General features: G+C 50.7%; 25 protein-coding genes. 18 read left to right on the top strand and 7 right to left on the bottom strand.

All coding sequences use genetic code 11. The annotated features are described in order from the left end of the window. Positions 1-22: 22 nt before the first annotated feature. From U719_RS01875 to U719_RS01920, 10 genes are all read left to right on the top strand, one after another. Positions 23-1,333: an ABC transporter substrate-binding protein gene (locus tag U719_RS01875; protein WP_023466968.1), complete on the top strand. Its 1,311-nt coding sequence runs from the start codon at positions 23-25 to the stop codon at positions 1,331-1,333. 72 nt (positions 1,334-1,405) lie between these two features. Beyond that, positions 1,406-2,368 (top strand): carbohydrate ABC transporter permease, encoded by a 963-nt coding sequence (locus U719_RS01880; protein WP_023466969.1) that lies wholly within the window; start codon positions 1,406-1,408, stop codon positions 2,366-2,368. A 13-nt stretch (positions 2,369-2,381) separates the two neighbouring features. Next, positions 2,382-3,167, top strand: a complete 786-nt coding sequence (locus tag U719_RS01885) for a carbohydrate ABC transporter permease (protein WP_023466970.1) — start codon at positions 2,382-2,384, stop codon at positions 3,165-3,167. A gap of 25 nt (positions 3,168-3,192) precedes the next feature. Beyond that, a complete protein-coding gene (locus U719_RS01890) occupies positions 3,193-5,187 on the top strand; it encodes a beta-galactosidase (RefSeq protein ID WP_023466971.1) in 1,995 nt (664 codons plus the stop codon). A gap of 14 nt (positions 5,188-5,201) precedes the next feature. Next, positions 5,202-7,325 (top strand): alpha-galactosidase, encoded by a 2,124-nt coding sequence (locus U719_RS01895; protein ID WP_023466972.1) that lies wholly within the window; start codon positions 5,202-5,204, stop codon positions 7,323-7,325. Further along, positions 7,322-8,494: a galactokinase gene (locus U719_RS01900; protein ID WP_023466973.1), complete on the top strand. Its 1,173-nt coding sequence runs from the start codon at positions 7,322-7,324 to the stop codon at positions 8,492-8,494. Before U719_RS01895 ends, U719_RS01900 begins: the two co-directional genes overlap by 4 nt. Continuing rightward, positions 8,495-9,493 (top strand): UDP-glucose 4-epimerase GalE, encoded by a 999-nt coding sequence (galE, locus tag U719_RS01905; RefSeq protein WP_023466974.1) that lies wholly within the window; start codon positions 8,495-8,497, stop codon positions 9,491-9,493. A 30-nt stretch (positions 9,494-9,523) separates the two neighbouring features. Continuing rightward, positions 9,524-11,020, top strand: a complete 1,497-nt coding sequence (locus tag U719_RS01910; protein WP_023466976.1) for a UDP-glucose--hexose-1-phosphate uridylyltransferase — start codon at positions 9,524-9,526, stop codon at positions 11,018-11,020. Then, entirely contained in the window at positions 11,017-12,021 is a 1,005-nt protein-coding gene (locus tag U719_RS01915; protein WP_023466978.1) for an aldose epimerase family protein, read from the top strand. Before U719_RS01910 ends, U719_RS01915 begins: the two co-directional genes overlap by 4 nt. Before the next feature lie 127 nt (positions 12,022-12,148). Then, positions 12,149-12,559, top strand: a complete 411-nt coding sequence (locus U719_RS01920; protein ID WP_023466979.1) for a VOC family protein — start codon at positions 12,149-12,151, stop codon at positions 12,557-12,559. Here the strand turns inward: U719_RS01920 and U719_RS01925 are convergent. From U719_RS01925 to U719_RS01955, 7 genes are all read right to left on the bottom strand, one after another. Beyond that, positions 12,533-13,033, bottom strand: coding sequence for a methylated-DNA--[protein]-cysteine S-methyltransferase (locus U719_RS01925; RefSeq protein WP_023466980.1), 501 nt, complete (start codon positions 13,031-13,033; stop codon positions 12,533-12,535). The genes U719_RS01920 and U719_RS01925 overlap by 27 nt on opposite strands. Before the next feature lie 78 nt (positions 13,034-13,111). Then, positions 13,112-14,509, bottom strand: a complete 1,398-nt coding sequence (locus U719_RS01930; protein ID WP_023466981.1) for an NAD(P)/FAD-dependent oxidoreductase — start codon at positions 14,507-14,509, stop codon at positions 13,112-13,114. Between the two features lies 1 nt (position 14,510). Beyond that, the gene (locus tag U719_RS01935) at positions 14,511-15,728 is read right to left on the bottom strand and encodes a dihydrolipoamide acetyltransferase family protein (RefSeq protein WP_023466982.1); all 1,218 of its coding nucleotides are present in this window, start codon (positions 15,726-15,728) and stop codon (positions 14,511-14,513) included. Positions 15,729-15,741: 13 nt separating this feature from the next. Beyond that, positions 15,742-16,740 (bottom strand): alpha-ketoacid dehydrogenase subunit beta, encoded by a 999-nt coding sequence (locus U719_RS01940; RefSeq protein ID WP_023466983.1) that lies wholly within the window; start codon positions 16,738-16,740, stop codon positions 15,742-15,744. 1 nt (position 16,741) lies between these two features. After that, complete coding sequence (gene pdhA / locus U719_RS01945; RefSeq protein ID WP_023466984.1) at positions 16,742-17,791, bottom strand: pyruvate dehydrogenase (acetyl-transferring) E1 component subunit alpha; 1,050 nt, start codon at positions 17,789-17,791, stop codon at positions 16,742-16,744. A gap of 13 nt (positions 17,792-17,804) precedes the next feature. After that, the gene (locus tag U719_RS01950; RefSeq protein WP_023466985.1) at positions 17,805-18,947 is read right to left on the bottom strand and encodes a Glu/Leu/Phe/Val dehydrogenase; all 1,143 of its coding nucleotides are present in this window, start codon (positions 18,945-18,947) and stop codon (positions 17,805-17,807) included. A 37-nt stretch (positions 18,948-18,984) separates the two neighbouring features. Then, positions 18,985-19,386 (bottom strand): thioesterase family protein, encoded by a 402-nt coding sequence (locus U719_RS01955; RefSeq protein ID WP_023466986.1) that lies wholly within the window; start codon positions 19,384-19,386, stop codon positions 18,985-18,987. A 331-nt stretch (positions 19,387-19,717) separates the two neighbouring features. Here U719_RS01955 and U719_RS01960 point away from each other — a divergent pair, with 331 nt between their 5' ends. From U719_RS01960 to U719_RS01995, 8 genes are read left to right on the top strand one after another with little or no spacing between them, the layout of a single operon-like run. Then, on the top strand, positions 19,718-20,995 hold the full coding sequence (locus tag U719_RS01960) for a phenylacetate--CoA ligase family protein (protein ID WP_023466988.1): 1,278 nt from the start codon (positions 19,718-19,720) through the stop codon (positions 20,993-20,995). A gap of 18 nt (positions 20,996-21,013) precedes the next feature. Further along, positions 21,014-21,985: a 1,2-phenylacetyl-CoA epoxidase subunit PaaA gene (paaA, locus tag U719_RS01965; protein WP_023466990.1), complete on the top strand. Its 972-nt coding sequence runs from the start codon at positions 21,014-21,016 to the stop codon at positions 21,983-21,985. 14 nt (positions 21,986-21,999) lie between these two features. Beyond that, positions 22,000-22,344, top strand: coding sequence for a 1,2-phenylacetyl-CoA epoxidase subunit PaaB (gene paaB, locus U719_RS01970; protein WP_023466991.1), 345 nt, complete (start codon positions 22,000-22,002; stop codon positions 22,342-22,344). Next, positions 22,341-23,126 carry a 1,2-phenylacetyl-CoA epoxidase subunit PaaC gene (paaC, locus tag U719_RS01975; RefSeq protein WP_023466993.1) on the top strand — a complete coding sequence of 262 codons (786 nt, stop codon included), beginning with the start codon at positions 22,341-22,343 and terminating at the stop codon, positions 23,124-23,126. Before paaB ends, paaC begins: the two co-directional genes overlap by 4 nt. A 14-nt stretch (positions 23,127-23,140) precedes the next feature. Next, entirely contained in the window at positions 23,141-23,635 is a 495-nt protein-coding gene (gene paaD, locus U719_RS01980) for a 1,2-phenylacetyl-CoA epoxidase subunit PaaD (protein WP_023466995.1), read from the top strand. Positions 23,636-23,650: 15 nt separating this feature from the next. Further along, a complete protein-coding gene (locus tag U719_RS01985; RefSeq protein ID WP_023466996.1) occupies positions 23,651-23,974 on the top strand; it encodes an EthD family reductase in 324 nt (107 codons plus the stop codon). After that, positions 23,952-24,731, top strand: coding sequence for an enoyl-CoA hydratase/isomerase family protein (locus U719_RS01990; protein ID WP_023466997.1), 780 nt, complete (start codon positions 23,952-23,954; stop codon positions 24,729-24,731). The genes U719_RS01985 and U719_RS01990 overlap by 23 nt, the downstream gene beginning before the upstream one ends. 5 nt (positions 24,732-24,736) lie before the next feature. Next, the gene (locus tag U719_RS01995) at positions 24,737-26,245 is read left to right on the top strand and encodes an aldehyde dehydrogenase (protein ID WP_023466998.1); all 1,509 of its coding nucleotides are present in this window, start codon (positions 24,737-24,739) and stop codon (positions 26,243-26,245) included. Positions 26,246-26,263: the final 18 nt, after the last annotated feature.

Consider the following 26,263-nt stretch of genomic DNA (forward strand, 5'->3'; position numbering starts at 1 on the left):
CACATAAAAGGGGAGCTCTTACATGAAATTCAAAAAAACGAAACTCGTTGCTGCAGCATCAGTCCTAACATTATCCGCATTCCTTGCTGCTTGTGGTGGCGAAGACGAGCAACAAACGAAAACGAAAGACGGCAAGACGATCGTCACATGGTGGGGCTGGGCGCCACAACCAGAAGCGGGGAAAGCAGTCGTTGATGCGTTCAACAAATCGCAAGACAAATACGTCGTTCAATTCAAACGCTACAGTGAAGACTATGAAAAACAATTACAAGTCGCGATGTTGTCAGGTAAGGGTCCAGACATCATCGGTCTAAAAGAACCGATGATCCAGCAGTACAAGGATCGTGTCGTACCGGTTGATTCGTACATGGATAAAGCAGCAGGCAAAGGCTGGAAAGACAAGTTCGTCGAGCTTGGAATCGAACAAACGACACTCGACGGTAAACAATATGCAGTGCCAATCGGGTTCACAGGTCAAGCGTACTTGATGTACAACAAGACGATGCTCGACAAATACGGCGTGACACCACCGAAGAACTACAAAGAAACAGTCAGTGCAGTCAAGAAGATCAAAGACTCAGGCGATAAAGTCATCCCACTCATGCTCGGAGCAAAAGATGCGTGGATCGATATCGACGTCTACAACGTCCTCAGTCACCAAGTGGCACCAGGCTACATCCAAAAAGTTCTTTCGGGTGAAGCGAAGTGGACAGACGACGAGATGGTCAAAACAGCGCAAATCTGGCAAGACCTCTTCAAGGATAAAGTCTTCCAAGAAGGTGCACTTGGTCTAGCGACGTACAATGACGGGATGAACCAATTCTTCGATAAAAAAGCAGCGATGTGGGTCATCGGTTCATGGGAAGCACACTCGATGACGACGAAAGAGAAAAAAGAAAAATGGAAAATCGATGATGAGCTCGGATTCGTTCCACTCCCGAACTTAGCAGGCGGAACAGAGCAACCTGTCATCGCATCGATCGATATGGCACTTGGTGTCAACAAAGAGTCAAAACAACAAGAGGGTGCAGCGGAGTTCATCGCTTTCATGAGCCAAGGGAAAGGACAAGAAGTCTACATGGGTGAGTTCGAGATGGCGCCTGGCATCAAGGACGTCAAAGTCGATTCGGATGCTGCCTTCACAACGGAAGGTGAAAAAGAGTCGTACAAGATGTTGAACGACACATTAGCAAAAGCGGTTGCTAGCCGTGGTATCCGGGATACGAAATTAAACGATATCCTCGGTAAGGAACTTCAAAACATCGCGACAGGACAAGATCCGAAAGAAGCATTACAACGCGTTCAAGACGCAGCGGATCAATCAGCGAAATAAGACTCGACAGTGAAGTGGTACGCCTGCGTGCCACTTCCTGATTTTTGGACTTGAGGAAAGTGGGGAATCCATATGCAGACAGAGCGACAGGAATTGCCGATTAAACCAAAAGCAGAACCGCTCCAGCCGGTAGCGACACGTACGCCTGCGCCAAAGAAGAAAAAGAACATGAAGCGGAACATGGTCGGATGGGCTTTCGTTGCCCCGATCGTCTTGTTCGTTGTCAGCTTCATCTATTATGGGATCTTCTATAACGCCTATAACTCGTTCTTCTCGTGGGACGGAATCTCGTTTGACAAAGCGTTCGTCGGACTCGACAACTATGCTGAGATGTTCCAAGATCCAGACTTCTATCTCTCGCTGAAGAATACGTTCATCTTCACGATTTTAACAGTCACGATCCAAGCCGGTATCGGTCTTGTCTTGGCGTACTTCCTGCATACACCGGGACCATTGCGGACGGCGATGAAGTCGGTCTTCTTCTTCCCGGTCGTCTTGAGCCCTGTCGTACTCGGTGCGGCATTCTCACAAATCTATGATTTCCAGTTTGGTTACATCAATGAGTTCCTCCGTGCAATTGGTCTCGGTAGCCTCGAACAGAACTGGCTCGGTGACCCGGATATCGCGCTTTATTCCGTCATTGCAATCAACATCTTCCAGTGGACGGGTTCTTCAATGGTCATGTACTACATGGCGATGTTGACGATTGAGAAGGAAATCTTCGAAGCAGCAAAAATCGATGGAGCTGGATTTTTCCGGACACTGTGGAGCATCGTCTTCCCGAACTTGAAAGGAACGACGTTCACACTTTCGATCCTCGGTGTCATCGGTGGTCTGAAGACGTTTGACTTAGTCTGGATCACGACAGCCGGCGGACCGGGATCGTCGACGGAGTTCATTTCGACTTATCTATTCCGGAAATCGATGTTGCAACAGGAAGTCGGTTACTCGAGTGCTGTTGCCATCATCCTGTTGACGATTGCCTTACTCATCACGTACTTCCAATTGCGCGTACAAAAGAAAATGGATAACTAAGGAGGAACGACCCATGGATGTAGAATCTAAAAAAAGCCGCTGGATGATCAACCTTGTATTGGTGCTGGCATCAATCGTCTGGTTATTCCCGATTTTCGTCATGTTCAAAGAGAGTCTCCGAATCAATGGATTCGACAACTATATCGCGACACTACAAAACCCGAACTTCCCAACGTTCGTCTTCAACAGTTTCTTCGTTGCCTTCTTCATGATCATCATCTCGATCACGATTCTGGCATTCGCGGCGTTTGCCTTCTCGAAACTTGAGTTTGCTGGAAAACGCCTGTTGTTCAACATGGTCTTAGCGGGTCTGATGTTACCCGTCGCTTCGATGATCGTTCCATTGTTCTTCACGCTCCGTTCGTTTGACGGACTGAACAACCACTGGGGACTGATCGGAGCGGAAGTTGCGTTCTTCTTACCATTCGGTCTAATGCTCATCAAAGGATACTTTGATGAACTACCAAACGAACTGATGGAAGCGGCGTATATCGATGGGGCGACGATTCTTGAAGTCTTCTTCAAAGTCATGCTACCACTCGCAAAACCAGCGCTCGCAACAGCTTTAATCTATGCGTTCCTTAACTCATGGAACGAATACTTGATGGTTCTTACGTTCATGACGGATCCTGCTTATCAGACAGTCACGATGGCACCAAGTTTCTTCAAGGATGCGCTCGGTGGGGACCCAGGGAAAATTTACGCATCACTTGTTTTGATCAGTTTACCGACGATGATCTTCTATATCTTCTTCCAACGTTTCTTCCAAAAAGGAATGACGGCGGGTGCAGTAAAATAATTGTTTTTGCGTAAGGGGGAGCACAATGTATTTAGGAGTCGATTATTATCCAGAACAAACACCACGAGCACTATGGGAGGAAGACTTCCGACTGATGAAGGAACTTGGCGTCAACGTCGTTCGTCTCGCGGAATTCGCTTGGTCGATGATGGAGCCGGAAGAAGGCGTCTATGACTTCAGCTTTTGGGATGACGTCATCGAACGCTTGAGTGCGGAAGGATTCGATATCGTACTCGGAACACCAACTGCGACACCACCGGCTTGGTTATGTACGAAGTATCCAGAAATCTTACCGGTCGATGAGAACGGTGTGACGATCAGCTTTGGTGCCCGTCGCCATTATACGGTCCACAGCGAAACGTACCAGCGTCTATCCGTCAAGATCACGGAAGAGATGGCGAAACGATACGGTCAACATCCTCGTGTCATCGGGTGGCAAACGGATAATGAATACGGGCATGAGAAATCGGATCGTTCTTACGGTGATGTCGACCGCGCTGCTTTTCAGCGTTGGTTAGAAAATCGTTACGGAACGCTCGATGCCTTGAACGAAGCGTGGGGAACCGTCTTCTGGAGTCAGACGTACACGGCGTGGGAGCAAATCCCGGTACCGCGTAAAGTCTATCAGGAACACAACCCATCACTGCTCGTCGACTTCGATCGCTTCTGTGCCGACGGCTATACGTACTACAACAAATTACAAGTCGATGTCTTACGTCGCTACATTCCAGAGAACGTCTTCATCACGCACAACCTGGTCTACAGTGACATGGCGGTCAATCAGCAACAAATGGCGCAAGACCTTGATTACGTGGCGTTCGATAACTACCCAGTCTGGGGTGGACTACCTGAGCCGAACCGGTTCGAGAAGATGGCGAGTGATCACGATCTTTGCCGCTCTTCGAAGCAAGGAAAAGGGTTCTGGGTCATGGAGCAATTGAGTGGCGCACAGGGCTGGAGCAAAATTGGTTACTTGCCACGACCAGGACACATTCGCCTCTGGACGTACCAAGCGGTCGCGCGGGGAGCGGAAGCGATCGTCTACTTCCGCTTCCGGGCTGCTCATTTCGGAACAGAGGAGTTCTGTCACGGTATCATCGATCATGATGGCAAACCGAAACGGAAATTCGAAGAAGTCAAGCAGATCATGACGGAACTGAATACGTATGGCGATGAGATCAACGCGAGCCGTTACGACGCGAAAGTCGGTGTCTATTTCGATCAAGAAAACGTCTGGGCGTGGACACACCAGCCACACAGTGATGCGTTTGATTTCCGGACGGAGTTCGTCCGCTTCTATGGTGGAGCGGTTCGTCAACAAGTCGCAACCGACATCGTCTTCCCAGGTGATGATCTATCTCGTTATAAACTGATCATCGTTCCGCTCTATTTCTTGACGAATCCAACGTTCGATGACGCCTTGATTGCGTACATGGAACAAGGCGGTCACGTCATCTTCACGTACCGGACAGGCGTGAAGGATGCACGGAATCATGTCGTACCGACGACGTTACCAGGTAAGTTCGCACCGTATGCGGGCATCGAGATCGACGAATACGAGTCACTCCAATCCGTTCAGCAACATCAGGTGGCAGGCATCGGCGAGATGGCAGGACAATCCTCAACAGCCCGCCTCTGGTGTGATCTCATCACACCAACGACAGCGGAGACGCTCGCTGTTTATAAAGATACGTTCTACGAGGGTGTAGCGGCTGTGACGCGCAATGCCTATAAAGGAATGATTACCTACATCGGCTCATCGATTGATGACGCGATGATCGATACGATTTACCGTCAAGCGTTCACGGAGGCCGGCATCGAGATGGTCGAGGCGCCGGATCAAGTCGAAATCGTGCGTCGTCACGGCGAAAAACGCGATTTCCTCTTCTTGATGAACCATGACACGAAAGAAGCACGGGACGTTAACTTGGACGGCACATATAAAGCATTGACAGAAGAAGAGACATATCGTGGAACGGTCCGGCTCGCACCACTCGAGACACTGATTCTGACGACGTAAGGAGGAAGAGAACCATGGCAATCTTTGAAGTAGCAGGACGTCGTTTCGTCGTCGAAGGGAAACGGGTCGCTCACGTCGTGACGGTCGGTGTGAACGGTAAGCTGATTCACACCTATTTCGGTGCCAAGTTACCATACCGGGATGATTATGAAGCGTTACCGAGTCCAGTCGTCGCGCACAGTTCGTTTGAATCACCAGACGGCGTCGCGACGTACGATTTCGTACCATTCGGCGAGATGTTGTATACGGAGCCAACTTTGAAATCGGAACGAGAGGATGGACAGCGGATTCACCAGTTCCAGTTTGAGCGCTCCGAACAGACGGAAACGAAATTGACACTCTGGCTGTTTGATCCCTTGCAGGAGATGCGTGTCGGGGTTCAGTACGAAGTGTTCGCTGATTACGACATCATCGGTCGTTCGATTGTCGTTGAAAACACAGGTCGATTACCTGTTCGTTTAACAGCAGCCCAGTCCTTTGCGATGGGACGCTGGCATCAACCGAATTTAAAACTGCATCACTTCGCTGGCATGTGGACAGGTGAGTTCAAGAAACAGATCACACCAGTGACACCAGGGCGCCAGACGATTGAAAGTCGACGTGGAGTGACAAGTCACCAAGCGAACCCTTGGTTCGCACTTGAACAGGATGCGACAGAAGATGGCGGTGAAGTCGTCTACGGACATTTTGCTTATTCCGGTAACTGGGCGATTCACGTCGAACAAGATGCGTTCGGTTTTGTCCAACTGTCAGGTGGAATGAATCCGTTTGACTTCAGTTGGAAACTATCACATCAACAACAGTTGACGACACCAACGTTCTACATCGGCTATGCGAACGGGTTTGCGGATATGAGCGCCCATGCGCATGCGTTCCAGCGTGACGTCATCATGCCGCGTGCGACGGAGCGTCCAGTTCTCTATAACTCATGGGAAGCGACGTATTTCGATGTGACGGAATCTGGTCAACGTGAACTCGTTGATCTGGCAGCAGGAATCGGTTGTGAGCTATTCGTCGTCGATGACGGTTGGTTTGGCGAACGCCATTCCGATCAAGCGGGACTCGGGGACTGGCACGTCAATCGGGAAAAATTTCCGAACGGTCTAGAGCCTTTGATCTCGTATGTGAAACAGCAAGGTTTACAATTCGGACTATGGGTCGAACCGGAGATGGTCAACCCGGATTCTGATCTATACCGGGCGCATCTGGACTGGATTTACCATGCACGGGATGCGGTTCGGACGACGTCACGGAATCAATACGTCTTGAATCTCGGATTACCAGAAGTCGAGCAGTTCATTCTCGAGATGATGGATGACTTGCTGACGCGTCACGCAATCGACTACATCAAGTGGGACATGAACCGTGCGTTTTCGGAACCGGGTGTTCCAAAAGACCAGACGGATCGCCAACAGGAATTATGGAAACGTCACGTCGATGCGTTGTACCGGATCTTTGATGAATTGCGTCGCTTACATCCGACGGTCGACTTCGAAGCCTGTGCCGGTGGTGGTGGACGGATCGACCTTGGAATCCTCTCACGGACGGAACAAGTCTGGACGAGTGATAACACCGATCCACTCGATCGCTTACAAATTCAGCATGACTTCTCGTATGCCTACAATGCGAAGATGATGAGCTGCTGGGTGACGGACGGACCGAACTGGTTAAATGGACGCAACGTACCACTTGCGACACGCTTCGTCTCCTCGATGCAAGGCACACTCGGCATCGGTGGTAACTTAAGCGAGTGGTCAACGGATGAACTTGCGGAAGCAAAAGGTTGGATCGAGACATATCAAGCGATTCGTCCGACGATTCAACGCGGCATCCAGTACCGCTTATCTGCTTTTACACAACAGACGCCAAGCGTCATGCAATATACATCAGAAGAAGAAACGGTCTTGCTCGCGATCGCGCCACTTCGACAATACGGAACACACCAGTATCACTTCAAGCTAAAAGGACTCGACCCAGCAATGCGTTATCAAGTCGAGGACCGGACGTTAAGCGGCGCTTACTTGATGCAGCAAGGCTTGACGTTCTCATACACGACAGACTATGAAGCCCGCTGCTTGCGGATTCAGCCAGTCCACCGTGCGCTCTCACTACTTGAATCAAAGGAGACGATCGTATGACAGACCAGACGTTAGAAGCACAATTTGAACAGCGGTTTGGCTCACCGTCGACGCATCGTTTCTTTGCACCAGGACGGATCAACTTAATCGGCGAACATACGGATTACAATGGCGGTCACGTCTTTCCATGTGCGTTGACGTTCGGTACGCATGCGATCGCACGAAAACGAGACGATCAACGCTTCCGCTTCTACTCACTGAATTTCGAGCAAGACGGCATCATCGAAGTCGCGCTCGACGAACTTGCGTATGACGCGACGCACGGTTGGGCGAACTATGCGAAGGGTATGATTACAGTCTTACAGGATGCAGGGTACCGAATCGATACGGGATGTGACATCCTGATTCAAGGTGACATCCCGAACGGGGCAGGTCTTTCATCATCGGCTTCGCTTGAACTCGTCATCGGTGTCTTGCTCGATCGATTATATGGATTAGAGATTCCACGTCTTGATCTCGTCCGGTTCGGTCAACAAGTCGAAAACCGTTATATTGGCGTCAACAGTGGCATCATGGATCAATTTGCGATCGGTATGGGAAAAGCAGGAGCGGGATTGTTGCTCGATTGTGAGACGCTCGATTATACGTATGCCCCACTCGATTTGACAGGATATACGATCATCATCATGAATACGAACAAACGCCGTGAACTAGCGGATTCGAAATACAATGAACGCCGAGCAGAGTGTGAAGCAGCACTCGCTTATCTCAATCAATTCACGCCACGGGAAGCACTCGGACAATGGACGACGTCAGAATTCGCAAAAGTGGCGTGGGAAGAAGAAATCTTGATGCGTCGCGCTCGCCATGCGATTTCAGAAAATGAACGAACGCTTCAGGCGCTAGCGGCACTCGAAGCGGGAGAACTGACGACGTTCGGTCAGTTGATGAATGCGTCACACGTCTCGTTACGGAAAGATTATGAAGTGACAGGGATTGAACTTGATACACTCGTCGAAGCCGCTTGGGAACAACCGGGCGTGCTCGGCGCACGGATGACAGGTGCTGGTTTTGGTGGCTGCGCGATTGCGATCGTTGAAGACGAGGCAGTCGACGCCTTCAAACAAGCTGTCGGCGAACATTATGAAGCACGGATCGGATACCCGGCGACGTTCTATACGGCGACGGTCGGTGACGGAGCACGTGAAATCGAACGGGAGGTCATCTAAATGGCAACGTTAGTCGTAGGTGGAGCTGGTTATATCGGCTCCCATGCCGTCTATCAATTGATTGATGCCGGAAAGGATGTCGTCGTCATCGACCATCTGCAATCCGGTCATCGTGAAGCGGTTCACCCGCAAGCACGTTTATATGAAGGAGATATACGCGATCGTGCTTTTCTCGATCGCGTCTTTACGGAAGAGACGATTGAACAAGTCGTTCATTTCGCTGCTTTTTCACTTGTCGGCGAGTCGATGACGGAACCATTACGCTACTTTGATAACAACGTTTACGGGACACAAGTGTTGCTCGAAGCGATGATTGCTCACGACATCAAACAAATCGTCTTCTCTTCGACGGCAGCGACATACGGTGAACAGGAACAGATGCCGATTCTCGAAACAGCGGAAACGAGTCCGACGAATGCATATGGCGAGACGAAGTTGATGATGGAGAAGATGATGCGCTGGTCTGAACAAGCGTATGGCTTACGTTACGTCGCGTTACGTTACTTCAATGTCGCCGGTGCACGGGCGACAGGTGAGATCGGGGAAGACCATACACCAGAAACACATTTGATTCCGCTCGTCCTTGAAGTCGCCAACCGACAACGGGCAGAAATTTCGATCTATGGCGATGATTATCCAACGCCGGATGGCACGTGCATTCGTGATTACATCCATGTTGAAGACTTGATCGATGCCCATGTACGAGCACTCGATTATTTAGTGGATGGCAACGACAGCACAGTCTTTAACCTCGGTTCAAGCCAAGGGTTTTCCGTGCGGGAAATCATCGAGGCAGCCCGTCGCGTGACAGGACATCCGATTCCAGAACGAATCATTGAACGTCGTGCAGGGGATCCGAGTATCTTAATCGCTGGATCCGCCAAAGCAAAAGAAGTTCTCGGCTGGATACCACAACGCACCGATATCGAAACGATCATCCGTGATGCTTGGAATTGGCATGCGCACAACCCAGAAGGATACCGGACGAGCGTTCGTTAATAGAGAGACAGAATGAGGAGAGTGACGGCGATGAATGAACTCATCCAACAGTTAGTAACACAAGCGATCCAGGAACGCTTGATTGAACCGGAAGATGCGATCTATGCCCGAAATCGAATTCTAGCGCGGGTCGATCAAGCCGATTTTGAAGAACAGACTGACGTACCATCTCGCCCAATTCCCGATATTTTGGACGACATGATTGAAGTGTTGATCACAAGCGGACAGCTACCGGCGCGCCTTGAGGATAAAGAACAGTTTGCTGCAGACGTGATGGATGTCTTCGTCGCCCGTCCGTCTGACGTGACAGCGACATTCCGGCGTCTGTACGCTGAATCACCAGTAGTGGCGACGGATTACTTTTATCAACTCAGCCAAGCGAGTAACTACATCCAAACAAAACGAATTGCTAAGAATAAACGCTATCAAGCGGATACGGCTTACGGGACGATTGATGTCACGATCAACTTATCGAAGCCGGAAAAAGATCCACGTGAAATTGCGGCAGCTCGAACGGAGGTACCAACGACATCGAACTATCCAACGTGTCTGTTGTGCGTCGAAAACGTCGGCTACGCGGGGCGTGCGAATCATCCAGCCCGTGCGAACCACCGGATTGTTCCGTTGACACTGACGGAAGAATCGTGGGCATTGCAGTATTCACCATACGTCTATTACAACGAACATAGCATCATCTTGTCGCAGGAACATCGTGACATGGTCATTAATCGGGATGCGTTTGCACGTCTGCTCGCCTTCGTCGAGCAGTTCCCACATTACTTTGCTGGTTCGAATGCGGACTTGCCGATCGTCGGTGGATCGATTCTGACGCATGATCATTATCAAGGTGGACGCTATACGTTTGCGATGGACCGGGCAAACGCTTTAACATCCTTTACGTTCCCGGATCAGCCGACAGTCACTGGTGAAACCTTACACTGGCCACTGAGTGTGTTGCGTCTGAAGAGTGAAAATGCGTCGGCATTACTTGATGCCGCGACGACCGTTTATGAGACATGGTTGACGTATACGGATGAGAGTCAAGAGATCCGTTCACATACCGGTGAGACGCGACACAATACGGTGACACCGATCGCCCGTCAACGTGATGGACAATTCGAGCTCGATCTCGTCTTACGGAACAACCGGACGTCAGCAGAACATCCGGACGGTATTTTCCATACGCATGCCGATATTCACCACATCAAGCGGGAAAATATCGGTTTGATCGAAGTGATGGGACTGGCGGTCTTACCGGCACGCCTGCTTCAAGAGTTGCAACAGGTCGAACAGTTCATTACAGGTGAAGTCGACGAAGTAGCTGTCGCGCATGCTGACTGGGCGCAAGAACTAAAACAAGCGTATGACGGTCAAGATGTCACGATGTACGTCGAGCAAGCGGTCGCTGCGAAATTCGTACGTGGTCTCGAAGACTGTGGCGTCTTTAAACAGACGGAAGAAGGTCAGACGGCGTTCGGACGATTCGTTCAACTCGTGACGCGCCAACCGGTGGAGGAACAACGATGACACAACTACTTGAGAAAGAATTGATCCGACATACGTTACGTCAGGAAGGCATCGAAGTGACGCTCTGGAACTACGGTGGCATCATCCAAGATATCCGGACGACCGATCGGGATGGTCATTTGGAAAGTGTCGTCCTCGGTCTTGAAACGGTGAAAGACTATCAACAACATTCACCGTATTTCGGAGCAATCGTCGGACGTGTCGCTGGTCGAATCGGACAGGCACGTTTTGAAGTAGCGGGAGAAGTTTATCCGCTCGTCGCAAACGACGGTGCGAATCATCTGCATGGTGGGATTCACGGATTCGATCAAGCATGGTTCGATGTCATCGAAGCGACGGATACGTTGTTCCATTTGCGCTTGAACAGTCCGGACGGAGAAGAAGGGTATCCGGGAACGGTCACACTCGATGTGTATTATCGATTAGAAGGAACAACACTAACGCTTGAGATGACAGCCGTGACGGATCAGACGACACCCCTCAATCTAACGAACCATACGTACTTCAACTTATCGGGAAATGCAAAGCGAGACGTGCTAGATCACGTCTTGACGTTACCAAGCGACTGCTACTTACCGATCCAGCCAGACGGCTTACCGACAGGGGAACAACGGGATGTCTCCGGAACCCCGTTTGATTTCCGTAACGGTCAGTCGATTCGTGATGGGATTACGCTTGATCATCCCGAGACGATTGCTGTTGGAAATGGCTATGATCATCCCTTCGTATTGCGGGATGACACACTTCGACTTGAAGATCCGGTGTCCGGTCGTTTCGTCGACGTGACAACGAATCAACCTGCAGTCGTACTCTATACCGGAACGCAACTGCTGACCGATTATACGATTCATGGTGTTCCTGCTCGACCATCACTTGGTTTATGCCTTGAAGCACAAGTGCATCCGAATGCATTCCATGAATCTGATTTTCCATCAATCTTGTTGTCACCAGGTGAGACCTATCACTGGAAAACAGCTTATCGCTTTGGTGTAGTATCTTGATTGATTCGAATAAGCCCCACTTTCCGTGTCCGGTTAGACAGGAAAGTGGGGCTTTTTGTGTATAGAAGGAAATCGGGAAGAAAAGTGCGAAAGATGATACTAAAGCATAATGAAAGGAGGGCTTTTCATGCAGTATGCCGCTACTCCTTGTCTCGTTTTTTCGGGACAAGCCAAGCAGGCGATCGTGTACTACGAAAACGTATTTGCGATGACACGTCGGCGTCTCTTACTGGATGAAGCGGGAGATACCGTCTACCACGCACATTTATCCAATGGGGCGTTTGAATTGATGCTCTGGGACGAGAGTGACGCACCGAATACCTCTTCTTCGCTCCATCTGTTGTTGACTTTTACGTCGCTTGAAGAGCTCGAGCAAGTGTATCTGCAATTAACGACAGACGGTCAAATCGTCACACCCCTTGCGGTAGCAGACGTTGGAGGTTGGTATGCGCAAGTCCGCGACTCGTTCGGGATTCTGTTCGCTCTATCTTTCAGCGAAGAGAGACGAGGATCAGAGGCGTTGCTCGAGCGCGAGTAGTGTCCGCTTCATATTCAGACCGCCATGATAGCCGATCAGATCGCCTTTTTTGCCAATGATCCGGTGACATGGGATCGCAAGCAGTAGTCGATTTTTCCCGATTGCTGTGCCAATTGCGCGAGTCGCGTTCGGCCGGAAGAGACGTTCCGCGATATCGGAGTAGGTGGCGGTTTGACCGTACGGTACCGCGCGTAAAGCATGCCAGACTTCAAGTTGAAACGGGGTACCGACTGGAGCGATTGGAAAGGACAGTGTCGTCGACTGTTGATTTAGATAAGCTAGTAGCTGCTCCGTATACAGAGCAAGCGCGGTATCAGAAGCAATCCGATCGGCTCGGGGGAAGTGTTTCCGCGACCAGTCGTCGAATAAATCCTCCGGTTCATCCCAAGCGCCAACATAACAGAGACCATCTGCTGTAGCAGCGACCGGAAACGTATGCGTATTCCAGTGCAAACGAGTGAAGTACAGTTCCATGACATGTTTTCCTTTCTACGCGAAATGAAGTGATGAATCCAAAAGAGGTGCTTCTGACGCAGAGGCACCTCTTTTGGATTACGCGCGCGAACCGACTTGTTGACGTGGTGGAAGATGGATCGATTGACCAAATAAGGCTTCCATCGATTCCGTCAAGGCTTCGCTTCGACTCGGATGGGCCATGACAGGGAAGAGGAGATCCTCCCGTTTTGCTGTCAGTTCCAGTGCTTGAGTGAATTGGCCGACGAGACGATGAGCATCGTCCCCGATCATGTGAATACCAAGGATCAGTGATGTTTGCTCATCAGCGATGACCTTGACGAACCCACTGCCACCTTCAATCGTCGTCGCTCCGTTTGCATTCAGTGGGAATTGTCCGCTCTGAACAGCATGCCCGGCTTCGACTGCTTCTTGTTCTGTCATCCCGACCGAAGCAATCGGTGGGAAGGTCCGTAGAACCGTCGGATAATACGGTATCGTTGAATCGACGTCTTGACCGGACAGATGCGCTGCCGTCCGCTTCGCTTCATGAATCGCACGGATGGCGAGCTGTGGACCCGGTGTGACATCACCGATTGCGTAAATATGCGGTTGATTCGTTCGTCCAGTTGCGTCAACTAGAATCGTCCCGTCTTCTGTAAGCGTCACACCAATCCGTTCGAGACCGAGTGTCAAACTGTTCGGGATCCGGGAAAGAGACTGGAACAGATAAGCACCCTGATAGGCGACTTCTTCTCCGTTTTTCATGACCGTGACGGTCGCGTCCGATGAAGCCTCGATACGTGTCACGACATCCGACACGAGACGGATTTTTTGTTTTTTGAATGTCCGCTTCAGTTCCTTTTCAAGGCTTGGTTCGAGTGACAATTGATCCGCGAACAACGTCACCTCTGTCCCGAGTGCATGGAAACAGGCGGCCGCTTCGAGTGCTAGCGTGTCAGATCCAATGATCAATAAGCTCTCTGGTAGTTGCTCGAGTTGATAAAGCTGTTCGGCATTCAAACGGCACGCTTCCTCGTGCTGGATGCTGTGACTACCGGTCGCAATGATGACGTCCTGGAACCGGTACGTATCGAACTGATGTCCTGATTCGACGCCGATCCGGTCCTCTGACAGGAAGGAGGCTGCACCAGAGATATGCTCAATCTGGTTCGCCTGACAGAGGGCGACCACCCCTTGACGTAATTGTTGCACGACACGATTTCGGTAAGCATTCAGTTTGCTGAAGTCATGGACAGCAGAAGTGGTGAATCCAAAGTCTTCAAGGTGCGGCAAGCGTAACATCTCTTCAGCCGCATGCGCATAGACCTTGGACGGGATACAGCCTCGGTTCAGACAAAGTCCACCGAGTTCAGCTTGTTCAATCAATGTAACGTTTCGACCGCCTTGTGCTGCGCGAATCGCTGCCGTGTAACCTGCGGGACCTCCACCGATGATCAGGAGATCCCGTTCTTGTGTAAGTTCGCCAACAACCATGTTAGATCAACTCCAGAAGTAGGGTAGTCGGATGTTCAATCAGTGACACGAATCGGTTCGTAAAGGCAACAGCCGTTGCCCCGTCTGCGACACGATGATCGAACGACATCGACAAATTCATCATCGAGCGAACGACGATTTGATCATTCTCATCGACACAGGCTCGTTTTTTCGTCTTATGGAAGGCAATCAGTGCTGTCTCCGGATAGTTGATGATCGGTGTTGCTCCCGTACTGCCGAGCGGACCCACATTACTCATCGTAAAAGTGCTTGGTTTTAAGTCCGCTGCGCGCAAGGCACCGTTTTGAGCACGTTGTTGCAACGCGACCAATTGTTCATGCAGTTCCGTCAGTGAGAGCTGATCGGCATGACGGATGACCGGAACCATCAACCCGTCCGGTGTTTCGGTTGCCATGCCAAAGTGGAAATCCTGCTCTAATCGAATACATGCATTTGCTTCATCGAGTTTGGCATGAAAGACAGGATACTCTTTTAAGGCAACAATCAAGGCTTTAATGAAGAAGGCGTTGACGTTGATGTTTCGTCCAGCTGCTTTCCATTCGGCACGTAGTGCAAGCAAACGCGTCATGTCGACTTCCTCGAAGTGAGTGACATGGGGAATCGTGTACAGCGACTGGGTCATTTTTTTCGCGATTTGCTTGCGAATGCCGCGGAACGGAATCGTTTCCGGTGAGGTCTCTTGGTACGTGACCTCTTCAATGATCGGCGCAACTGATTCTTGTGGAGCAGTAGCAGCCTGGACGAAGCGAAGCACATCGTCCTCCGAGACGCGACCTGATGGATCGGAAGCCGTGACAGTTTCGATATCAATCCCGTGATCACGAGCGATTTTTCGTGTATAGGGTGTCGCAAGGACCCGTTTTGCTGGAGAAACTTGAACAGGTGGGGCGGTGACAGCAACCGATGCTGGTTCAGGAGCGGGCGACACTTCAGGTGTTACCGCAACTGGAATGTCGGAAGCGTTGCTTGCTTCGATATGCAACAACGTCGTACCGACTTGCACCGTCTGACCGACCGGAATGATGATTTCCTTGACGATTCCGGAGACAGGAGCTGGTAGTTCAGCGACCATCTTATCGGTCGCAACCTCAACGACCGGTTGATCGGTCGTGACGTGGTCTCCGACCTGAACGAGATAATGCGCGATTTCACCTTCCGTCATACCTTCCCCGACATCATGTAACTTGACTTCGATCATGGGACTCAGCTCCTTAAAACTCGACCGTACGCTGAATCGTCGCAAGGACACGTTCTAGCGTCGGAATGTAATGGTCTTCGAGGGCGAATAGCGGTACCGGAACATCAAAACCGGTCACGCGGGCAATCGGTGCCCGTAAATAAAGAAACGCTGTATCGTTGATCAACGTAACGAGATCGTTACCAAGACCGCCCATCGCTGCGGCTTCATGAACGATGACGGCACGACCGGTCTTTTGAACGGAAGCAGCGATCGTGTCCCGGTCAAGCGGATAAAGCGTGCGTAAGTCGAGAACTTCGCAAGAGATACCGCGTTCCTTTGCAGCAGTTGCTGCTTTTTGTGCCACTTGGACCATTGCTCCCCAAGCGATCAATGTCACGTCCGTCCCTTCACTGACGCAGCGCGCTTTTCCGATCTCAACGGTATAGGATTCGCTCGGTACGACTTCCTTGAATGAGCGGTAACTGCGCATCGACTCGAGGAACAAAACAGGATCTGGATCTTCAATGGCAGCAATCAACAACCCTTTTGCATCGTACGGTGTCGCCGGACAGACGACCTTAAGACCGGGCATCGATGTAAAGAGTGCCTCTGTACTGTCGGAATGAATTTCCGGTGCCCGGATGCCGGCACCATAAGGCGCACGGATGACCATCGGGACACTATAGCGTCCCATCGTCCGCATTCGAATACGGGAGACGTGGGTCATGATTTGTTCGTAGGCAGGATAGATGAAACCAAGGAATTGAATCTCGACGATTGGTTTAAAGCCATTGATGGCAAGTCCGATCGATGTACCGACGATACCGGCTTCACTGAGCGGTGTATCAACGATCCGGTCTTCACCGAACTCTTCTTGTAAGCCGTCCGTCGCTCGGAAGACACCACCGTTTTTTCCAACATCTTCTCCAAGAACGAGTGTCGTCTCATCTTCCGACAATTTTGTCCGTAGGGCATCCGTGACAGCTTGAACGAGTGTCATCTCTGTTTGACGATTGATTGGTGTTGCCATCTCATTTCCCCCTTGCTAGCAAATACGCTTCTTTTTGTTGCTGGACATCAACTGGTAAGGTCGCGTACGTATGATCGAACAGATCATTGACATCTGGTGCCTTGAATTGCTCCATCGCAGCTACTGCCGCTTCGACTTCTGTTTGATGCCGTTCCTGCAGCTGTTGCATCCACGTTTCGTCAAAATAGCCTTGGTGTTTTAGGAATTGTTCGAGTCGATCGAGCGGATCGACCCGGTCACGCGAGCGGGCTTGATCCCGGTATTTCGTTGGATCATCTGCTGTCGTATGGGCACCAAACCGCCACGTGACAGCTTCGATCAATGTTGGTCCACCACCAGAGCGGGCACGTTCAACGGCTGCTTGCATCGTAAAATAGACGGCAAAGGCATCATTTCCATCAATCCGAACACTCGGCATCCCGTAGGCAATCGCTTTTTGCGCAATCGTCTCAGAATGCATCTGTTTTTCGATCGGAACAGAGATCGCGAACTGATTATTTTGGTTAAAGAGGATGACTGGTGCTTGGAAGACGCTTGCGAAATTCATTCCTTCATGGAAATCGCCTTCAGACGTCGCCCCGTCACCAAAGTAGGCGACAGCGACATTCTTCGTACCTTTTCGTTTTTCAGCCCACGCGGCACCGACGGCATGCGGAATTTGCGTTGCAATTGGAACGGCAGGAGGGAAGATGTGTTTCTCAGACGGAACACAACCTTCGACACGACCGTTCCAGTAGAGCAGCGTCCGAACCATGTCAGCGCCAAACGTCAATGTCGCACCATGATCCCGGTACGTCGGAAATAACCAGTCTTGATCGGACAACGCGAGTGCACTACCGACTTGAGCGGCTTCTTGTCCTTCGAACGGTGCATAAGTGCCGAGGCGCCCTTGACGTTGTAGGTTAATCGCTTTCCGGTCGAACGTCCGAATTCGGTGCATCTGTTCATACAGGGTGAGGGCGAGCTCTTTTGTCAGATCGTGTTCTTTTGATGCGTCGATGAGACGACCTTCTTCATCGATGATGCGTTGAATCGGAAAATGTTGCTCCATGTCAGTCCCTCCTTCAGTGGTTACGGATATCCCATTTTGGTTTTGTCGTGTTCGTGAAAATGTTGTTATGCTTCGCTCGGATCTGCATCCGTTTTTCACACATCCGGTTCGCCGCTTCGACCGTTGTGATGTTTTCTGCTTGCGACTCCTTGAAGACTTCGAGCACTGCGTCGTAGATGTGGCGTGTCTTTAAGAGAACCCGTTCATGATTCGCTCCATAGAGTTCGTCTGCTACTTGGATCAGACCACCACCATTGACGATATAGTCTGGGGCATATAAGATGCCGCGATCCATCAAGACGTGAGCAAGTTGTTCTTCCGCGAGTTGGTTGTTCGCCGAACCACAGATGGCTTTGCACGGTAAGAGAGCAATATTTTGGGCGTGAATGACACCACCGTATGCACACGGAACAAAAATATCAGCATCCGTCAGATGGATTTCGTGAGGCGAGACGACGCGAACCGTGCCAGGAGCCATTTCAGCTTGGGTTACGATTGCTGCGAGTGCGGCTTCATTGACGTCAGAGACATAAATCGTCGCCCCTGCGAGCAACAGTTGTTCTGCGACCTTAAAGCCGACTTTTCCGAGTCCTTGGATCGCATAGGTTGCCCGACTTAAGTCGTCTGAACCGAAGAGCGTCTCGATCGTCGCTCGAAGCCCGTAAACGACACCTTCAGCCGTCGGAATCGATGAATCACCACTACCACCAAATGCTTCCGGAATGCCGACGATCCGTGATGTTTCTCGGCTAGCATGGACGAAATCATCCATCGTCGTGCCCATGTCTGTTCCCGTGTAGAACCGACCACCAAGCGAATCGACGAAGCGACCGAAAGCACGGAAAAGCTCCGGTGATTTATCCGTCGCTGGATTACCGATGATGACAGCTTTACCACCACCGAAATCAACGTCAGCGGCAGCGCATTTATACGTCATACCGCGTGACAAACGCAGCACATCGTCGAGTGCTTCATCAACAGAAGCGTAAGGCGCCATTCGACATCCGCCGAGAGCAGGACCGAGCGTCGTATCGTGAATCGCGATGATGGCTTGTAACCCCGAGACAGGATCGTTGCAAAAGACGACTTGTTCGTGACCAGCGATTTTTTCCATGATCGAGAGCGTTGGATTTGTAGATGGATTTAACATGTTCATAGTAGAGTCCTCCTCTATCAAATATAAGTAAGCGCTTTCATTTTGTTGGAACGTTATTTTGTAATTTTTCTTGAATCCGGCTTTTTTCTAAAATGAATTGTGTGACTTCCCCTGTACCGATGATCGTTTGTCCGTCTCGGACTTCGATGCTAGCATCAACGCGACGTGATGTCATCGCAGTTACTGTAGCGGTAACGATCAATCGTGTTCCTTCAGCTGCCATACCAAGATGCTTCAGTGAAACTGCACCCCCGACACCTTCTTCACCAGCTTCTAAGTAAGGCAAAATCAGTTGACGTGCTGCCCATTCCATGTGATAAACCATCGAAACGGTGGAGTATGCAGGATGAACGAGCTGACCTTCAAATCGTGCAAACATATCTTCTGAGACGACCGCTTGAATCTCTGCTGTATCCCCGACAGCTAATCCTAGTTTCATCGTGATCCCCTTTCACAACACCGAATCTTTATTCAATCAAGTGGTCTTACCAAAAATAGTATAACACTTGTCACACGATATTTTATCAACCCGTTACAAAATGAGCAAATCATTTCAGAAATATTTTCCAAAAAAAGACTGTCTATCATGAAATATCTTGTTCTAAGCCAATTATTTTATTGATAAAGTGCGTTGAAGTGATAAAGTGAGAATCGTTTGGGAGCATTTAACAAAACAAGATTGACAACATTGTGAACGTGTCGTACGTTAAACATATAACTAAAAATAAACGACCGTTTTATTATTGTATACATGATGAGGAGGTGCAGGTATGTACGATCAACATCACGAAACGATGGATGCTCAAACGCGGGAGCAGCTACAGATGGAGCAATTGCGTCAAACGATGGAACACGTCACGCGTGTCCCGTTCTATCAAGAACGCCTCCAGGCCTTACAGATGACAGCGAATGACTTTCAAACGATTGAGGATCTACGAAAGTTTCCCTTCACACGTAAACAAGATTTACGCGATCATTATCCGTTCGGGCTATTTGCCGTCGAACGAGAACAGATCACCCGGATTCACGCGTCGTCTGGAACGAGCGGTAAACCGACCGTCGTTGGTTATACGCAAGAAGATTTAGATGACTGGGCCGGTGCCGTGGCACGCAGTTTAGTCTTAGCTGGTGGATCACCAGCCGATTTGCTACACAATGCGTATGGTTACGGACTGTTCACAGGTGGTCTCGGTCTTCATGCAGGTGCCGAAAAACTAGGCATGACGATCCTACCGATTTCCGGTGGCAACACGGATCGCCAAATCACGTTGATCGAAGATTTCCGACCGGACGGTATCTGCGGTACGCCTTCGTATATTTTGCGATTGGCAGAACGCATGATTGAACGGGGTATCGATCCACGGAAGACAAGCATGCGTTATGGCATCTTCGGAGCTGAACCATGGTCGGAAGAGATGCGGCAGACACTCGAAAAGACCTTTGATCTGCAGGCACTCGATATTTACGGACTCAGTGAAATCATGGGACCGGGGGTCGCGATGGAGTGTCAAAAGCAGGCAGGTCTGCATATCATGGATGACTTATTCATTACAGAAGTCGTCGATCCCGTTACGGGGGAACCGTTACCAGATGGCATGGTCGGGGAACTCGTTTTTACAAGCTTGAAAAAGAAAGCGCTTCCAATCATTCGTTACCGGACAGGTGACTTAGCATCGATCACGCATGAGGCATGTGCTTGTGGTCGGACGACGACACGGATGTCACGTGTCAAAGGGCGAACGGACGACATGCTGATCATTCGAGGGGTCAACGTCTTCCCGTCAGAAATCGAGCGGGTCTTGCTCCAACAGCCGGACGTGACGCCGCATTATCAAATCCATCTTGTGCGCAAAGCGGGACTCGATGCCGTTGAGCTACATATCGAATTCGAAAATATCTCGGAGCGACAAATGCGTTCGATATGTGACGCCATCAAGTCGGAATGCCTCATTTCCATTGATCTCGTCTGTCACCCGCACCAAGGGTTACCACGATCGGAAGGGAAAGCCGTTCGGATCGTTGATCGACGCTCGACATCACTCGTCTGATTCAAAGGAGGAACTAGCATGTATGATGCAACACAACTGTTCGAACCCGTCCAACTGACGGAAGAAGAAAAATTAGCTCGCTTCAAGGAACGAATCGAGCAAGGTGAAAAGATCGAAGCCGATGACTGGATGCCTGATTTTTACCGGGACACGCTGATTAAATTGATTTCGATGCACGGTATCAGTGAAATCATGGGTGCGCTTCCGGAAAAAGAATGGGTTCCAAAAGCACCATCACTTCGCCGGAAGCTCGGCATCATGGCGAAGGTCCAGGATGAGATGGGGCATGGACAACTGTTACTTCGTGTCGTCGAGGATTTGATGAAGCCGTATGGCAAGACACGCGGGGATTTGATGGATGATTTGTTCACGGGACGATTGAAGTTCCACAACGTCTTCCACATGCCGACGCGGTCATGGGCTGATGCCGGGATGATCGGTTGGCTCGTCGATGGCGCGGCGATCATCACGCAGACAAACATGCTCGGGGCTTCGTACGGTCCTTACGCACGGGCTTTGCAACGAATCTGTGCGGAAGAGGTCTTCCACGCGCAACACGGGGAATCAATCATTATGGCACTCGCAGAAGGAACACCGGAACAGCGGGCGATGATTCAGGAATCACTGGATGAGTGGTGGGAATCCTTGTTGATGTTCTTTGGACCAGCCTCGAAAGAGACGACCGGGACATCAAAACAGGACGTGACGATCGCTTATAAGATTCGGACGAAAACGAATGAAGAGCTCCGACAAAACTTCTTTACGAAGTACGTGCCACGGATTCGTTCACTCGGACTCGTCATTCCAGACCCGACGTTACGTTTTGACGAAGAGACCGGGCAATGGGAATATGCACAGCCAGACTGGACAAAATTCAAGACGATCATCCAAGGGGGAGGACCACGTTCGAAAGAGCGACTGGACCTGCGCCGGACATCTTACGAAAATAACGCCTGGGTACGGGATGCACTCGCTGAAACGAAGGCATGAGAGGGGAAAGCACGATGAACGAGACGTTCTATCACGAATTTGAAGTCTTTAGCAAACGGACGCCGAACGCGGCGTTCACCCATCAATTCAGCTTGCTCGCTCCAAACAAGGAGATGGCACTGTTGATGGCGCAAGAAAACTTCATGCGCCGGGAACCGGTCGTCGACATCTGGGTCGTCAAACGGGAGGATATCCGTGGTTTATCACCCGATGAGAAGCAGATGCTCCAACGCCTCGATAATAAGGACTACCGAACGACGAAAGGGTACGGCTACTTGAAGAAAAAATGGCGCCATTACGAGCAACAGATGCTCGATGAAAAAGAGATCATGTCTTGGCAAGGAGGCGATTCCAAATGACGGAACAAGAACGGACGGCACTCGCTTCCTTACTCTATCAACTCGCGGATGATGATTTCCTTTACGCGTATCGTGGTTCGGAATGGCTCGGACTCGCACCGCATATCGAAGAGGACGTCGCTTCGTCGTCGATTGCGCAAGATTCGATGGGACACGCGGCGATGTATTACCAACTTCTCGAAGAACTTGGCGAAGGAAATGCTGATGCATTAGCTCATGTCCGACTGGCGCATGAACGAAAGAATTCGATTCTCGTCGAACGTGTCAACGGACCTGGCTACTACATGGAGAAGCCTGAATATGACTGGGCATTCGCCGTCGTACGGAACTATTGCTACACGGTCGCGAAAAAGATTCGGATTGATGCTTTGAAGTCGAGCAGTTACGAACCACTCGCTACGGCTGCCGTCAAGATCAACATGGAATTGTACTATCATTTGCTGCACTGGCAAACGTGGTTCACCCAGCTTTATCAATCGACGGAGACGGCGCGGCAGAAGATGGATGCAGCCTTAGAAAAAGTCCTCTATGACTTCGGTGACATGTTCGATTATGGCGAACACGGTCAATTGATCGAAGAGATGCGGTTGATCGAAGGGCAAGGCATTTTACTGGATCGTTGGTATCAGACGATCACACCGTTACTCGTCGAATTGAACGTGACGCTTCCGGAAATGCAGATGACGCGTAACGGGCGGGACGGCGATCATACGGAAGATTTGAATGACGCGCTTGCGACACTCGGAGAAGTTTACTTGATTGATCAGACCGCGACGTGGTGAAAGGAGAGGGAAGCATGACGACGACACTCCAGGATGCAATCCGGGAAGCCCTGAACGGGGTGAAGGATCCGGAAATTGATAGCGTCAGTATTTTAGATCTTGGCATGGTCGAGACGATGGACGCGGAAGCGACGGAGCATGGTTACCTGGTGCGCGTCACGCTTCTCCCGACGTTCCTCGGTTGCCCGGCGCTTGAAATCATTAAAAAAAACACCGAATCTGCCTTGCAGGTGATTCCAAATGTCGAACAGGTCAACGTCCAGTTCCGGTTTGATCCACCGTGGACATCGGACCGGATCACGGAACAAGGCATGCAAGGATTGAAGGCATTCGGTATCGCTCCTCCTCGGTTTGAGCAAGGGAAGTGGGAGATTGACTGTCCGTACTGTGGGTCGACGTACGTGACGATGGAAAACTTATTCGGACCGACAGCATGTCGAAGTATTCTCTACTGTAAATCGTGTAAAAATCCATTCGAGGCGATGAAACCCGTCTCTACTCTCATGTGAAGGAAGGTAATCAAGATGGCAAAATTAATCGCACTGTACAAACACCCAGAAAACAAGGAAGCATTCGATCAGCACTACTTTGAGGTCCATGGTCCATTGACAGCAAAAATTCCAGGACTGCAAGAAATGAATGTCACGAAAATCGTCGGCTCACCAATGGGCGGAGACGGAAAGTACTACTTGATGTGCGAGATGGTCTATGAAAGTCAGGAAGCGATGCAAGCAGGCATGCGTTCGCTCGAAGGAAAAGCGTCTGGGAAAGACTTGATGAGCTTTGCGGGGGATCTCGTCACATTGATGATTGGTGAAGATGTCCATGCCGACACAACAGTACGTTAAGACGGAAATGGTCGATCGGATCGGTCGGATTCGACTCGACCGAACGGCACGATACAATGCGCTGAACCGAACGATGGTCCGGGAAATCGTCGAGGCGATGGAGACATTCGACCGAGACGAACGGGTGACGGTCATCGTCTTGACCGGAAACGGAAAATCGTTCTCAGCGGGCGCCGATATCGAGGAGATGCTCGAGGCGACACCGATCTCGATGGAACTCCTCGATCCGTTCGCGGACTGGGACCGGATCAGTCGAATCAAAAAGCCGATCATCGCGGGTGTCCACGGTTTCGTCCTTGGCGGCGGCTTTGAACTGGCACTCGCTTGTGATTTAATCTACGCCGATCCTGAGACACAGTTTGGATTCCCGGAAGTCGGACTCGGCGTCATGCCGGGAGCAGGGGGGACGCAACGTTTAACGAAATGTATCGGTCGGACACGGGCGCTCGAGTGGCTCTTCACCGGCGACCGGATGAAGGCAGAGGAAGCGGAACGACTCGGTATCATTAACCGGGTGACGGCTGATGTCGAAGCGACGGTGCTGGCAATGGCAGAGCGGTTATCGAACCAACCGAGCATGGCGTTGCGGTTGATCAAGGACGCGGCAAACAAAGCCGTCGATTTATCGTTACAAGATGGGATGGAGCACGAACGCCGTAACTTCTATCTCTTGTTCGCGACAGCCGATCAAACAGAAGGCATGCAAGCATTTCTCGAAAAACGATCACCAATTTTCAATCAACAGGAACAGGAGTGAATACAATGTCGACAGTACATGAAAAAACACTTGAAATGAAACGGTCCGTCTATCATTTGCTCATCAACGGCGAACAAGTCGAGGGTGCAACAGGCGAGACGTTCAAAACATACAATCCGGCAACGGGCGAAGTGATCGCAGAAGTCGCAAAAGCGTCGAAGGAAGACGCCGATCGTGCCGTTCAAGCGGCACGCGATGCGTTTGATCACGGGAAGTGGAAGATGTGGCCGGTCGGGCGTCGGGCACAAATCTTGAATAAGATTGCGAGCATCATGCGTTCTCGCTTCAACGAAATCGTCGAACTGGAGATTCTTGATACGGGGAAATCACTGGCAGCGGCGCAAGGGCAAGTCACGCAAGCGATTGAAGACTTTGAGTTCTATGCGGGTGCGATCGTCGGCCACCGTGGTGTCGTCAATAACGTACCGGGACAATTCCATAACTACACGGAAAAAGAAGCGGTCGGTGTCTGTGCACAAATCATTCCGTGGAACTATCCGTTGATGATGGCAGCTTGGAAAGTCGCACCAGCAATCGCAGTCGGTTGCTCGGTCGTCGTCAAACCAGCGACATTGACACCGTTGACAGCAATCATTCTCGGTGAGATTTGTCTAGAGGCTGGCGTACCAGCAGGTGTCGTCAACGTCATCCCGGGATCCGGACGCGAAATCGGCAACCATCTCGTCGAGCATCCTCACGTCGATAAAGTCGCCTTCACGGGCTCGACGCCAGTCGGTAAAGACATCATGGGACGTGCGTCCGAGACGCTAAAACGAGTCACACTCGAACTCGGTGGGAAATCACCGAACATCGTCTTTGAAGACGCGGACGTGACAGCAGCCGTTGATGGTTCGTTGTTCGGGATTTTCTATAACAGCGGTCAATCGTGTGAAGCGCGCTCGCGCCTGTATGTCCACGAAGAGATCTACGAAGCGTTCATGGAACAATTCGTCGCGAAGACAAAACAACTCGTCCTCGGTAACCCATTCGATAAAGGGACACACGTTGGAGCGATCATCGACCAACAGCAAGTCGACGTCATCGATGGATATGTCCAGTCGGCGAAAGCGGACGGCGCAACGATCGTCACAGGAGGTCATGCTTCAGCACCAGAAGGATACGAAAAAGGATTCTGGTACGCACCGACGATCATTACCGACGTCACGCACGAGATGAAAGCGGTCAACGAAGAAATCTTTGGACCGGTTGTCGTCGTCATGCCGTTCAAAGATGAAAAAGAAGCAGTTCGTCTAGCAAACGATACATCGTTTGGACTCGGATCAGCCGTTTGGACAAAAGACGGCGCGAAAGCGACACGTGTCGCAAATCAAATCAAAGCCGGCATCGTCATGGTCAACTGTCCGTTCTCTGCCTTCCCGGGTACACCGTTTGGTGGCTATAAACAATCGGGCTTCGGTCGAGAACTCTGTATCGAGACGCTTGATCTGTACACGGAAACAAAAAGTATCTTGTCGTATTACGGCAGTCGTCCACTCAATCCGTTCGGACTATAAGCAAGAGGGAAGGCTGGA

The organism is Exiguobacterium sp. MH3, from assembly GCF_000496635.1.
In the GTDB taxonomy this organism is placed as follows: domain Bacteria; phylum Bacillota; class Bacilli; order Exiguobacteriales; family Exiguobacteriaceae; genus Exiguobacterium_A; species Exiguobacterium_A indicum.

Bases quoted from the DNA above. Each gene is read 5' to 3' on its own strand.
- U719_RS01915 (WP_023466978.1), top strand. From the start codon at position 11,017: ATGACACAACTACTTGAGAAAGAATTGATCCGACATACGTTACGTCAG.
- U719_RS01985 (WP_023466996.1), top strand. From the start codon at position 23,651: ATGGCAAAATTAATCGCACTGTACAAACACCCAGAAAACAAGGAAGCA.
- paaD (WP_023466995.1), top strand. From the start codon at position 23,141: ATGACGACGACACTCCAGGATGCAATCCGGGAAGCCCTGAACGGGGTG.
- paaA (WP_023466990.1), top strand. From the start codon at position 21,014: ATGTATGATGCAACACAACTGTTCGAACCCGTCCAACTGACGGAAGAA.
- U719_RS01940 (WP_023466983.1), bottom strand. From the start codon at position 16,740: ATGGCAACACCAATCAATCGTCAAACAGAGATGACACTCGTTCAAGCT.
- U719_RS01890 (WP_023466971.1), top strand. From the start codon at position 3,193: ATGTATTTAGGAGTCGATTATTATCCAGAACAAACACCACGAGCACTA.
- U719_RS01960 (WP_023466988.1), top strand. From the start codon at position 19,718: ATGTACGATCAACATCACGAAACGATGGATGCTCAAACGCGGGAGCAG.
- galE (WP_023466974.1), top strand. From the start codon at position 8,495: ATGGCAACGTTAGTCGTAGGTGGAGCTGGTTATATCGGCTCCCATGCC.
- U719_RS01955 (WP_023466986.1), bottom strand. From the start codon at position 19,386: ATGAAACTAGGATTAGCTGTCGGGGATACAGCAGAGATTCAAGCGGTC.
- paaC (WP_023466993.1), top strand. From the start codon at position 22,341: ATGACGGAACAAGAACGGACGGCACTCGCTTCCTTACTCTATCAACTC.
- U719_RS01900 (WP_023466973.1), top strand. From the start codon at position 7,322: ATGACAGACCAGACGTTAGAAGCACAATTTGAACAGCGGTTTGGCTCA.
- U719_RS01995 (WP_023466998.1), top strand. From the start codon at position 24,737: ATGTCGACAGTACATGAAAAAACACTTGAAATGAAACGGTCCGTCTAT.
- paaB (WP_023466991.1), top strand. From the start codon at position 22,000: ATGAACGAGACGTTCTATCACGAATTTGAAGTCTTTAGCAAACGGACG.
- U719_RS01910 (WP_023466976.1), top strand. From the start codon at position 9,524: ATGAATGAACTCATCCAACAGTTAGTAACACAAGCGATCCAGGAACGC.
- U719_RS01930 (WP_023466981.1), bottom strand. From the start codon at position 14,509: ATGGTTGTTGGCGAACTTACACAAGAACGGGATCTCCTGATCATCGGT.
- U719_RS01990 (WP_023466997.1), top strand. From the start codon at position 23,952: ATGCCGACACAACAGTACGTTAAGACGGAAATGGTCGATCGGATCGGT.
- U719_RS01925 (WP_023466980.1), bottom strand. From the start codon at position 13,033: ATGGAACTGTACTTCACTCGTTTGCACTGGAATACGCATACGTTTCCG.
- U719_RS01885 (WP_023466970.1), top strand. From the start codon at position 2,382: ATGGATGTAGAATCTAAAAAAAGCCGCTGGATGATCAACCTTGTATTG.
- U719_RS01950 (WP_023466985.1), bottom strand. From the start codon at position 18,947: ATGAACATGTTAAATCCATCTACAAATCCAACGCTCTCGATCATGGAA.
- U719_RS01935 (WP_023466982.1), bottom strand. From the start codon at position 15,728: ATGATCGAAGTCAAGTTACATGATGTCGGGGAAGGTATGACGGAAGGT.
- pdhA (WP_023466984.1), bottom strand. From the start codon at position 17,791: ATGGAGCAACATTTTCCGATTCAACGCATCATCGATGAAGAAGGTCGT.
- U719_RS01920 (WP_023466979.1), top strand. From the start codon at position 12,149: ATGCAGTATGCCGCTACTCCTTGTCTCGTTTTTTCGGGACAAGCCAAG.
- U719_RS01875 (WP_023466968.1), top strand. From the start codon at position 23: ATGAAATTCAAAAAAACGAAACTCGTTGCTGCAGCATCAGTCCTAACA.
- U719_RS01895 (WP_023466972.1), top strand. From the start codon at position 5,202: ATGGCAATCTTTGAAGTAGCAGGACGTCGTTTCGTCGTCGAAGGGAAA.
- U719_RS01880 (WP_023466969.1), top strand. From the start codon at position 1,406: ATGCAGACAGAGCGACAGGAATTGCCGATTAAACCAAAAGCAGAACCG.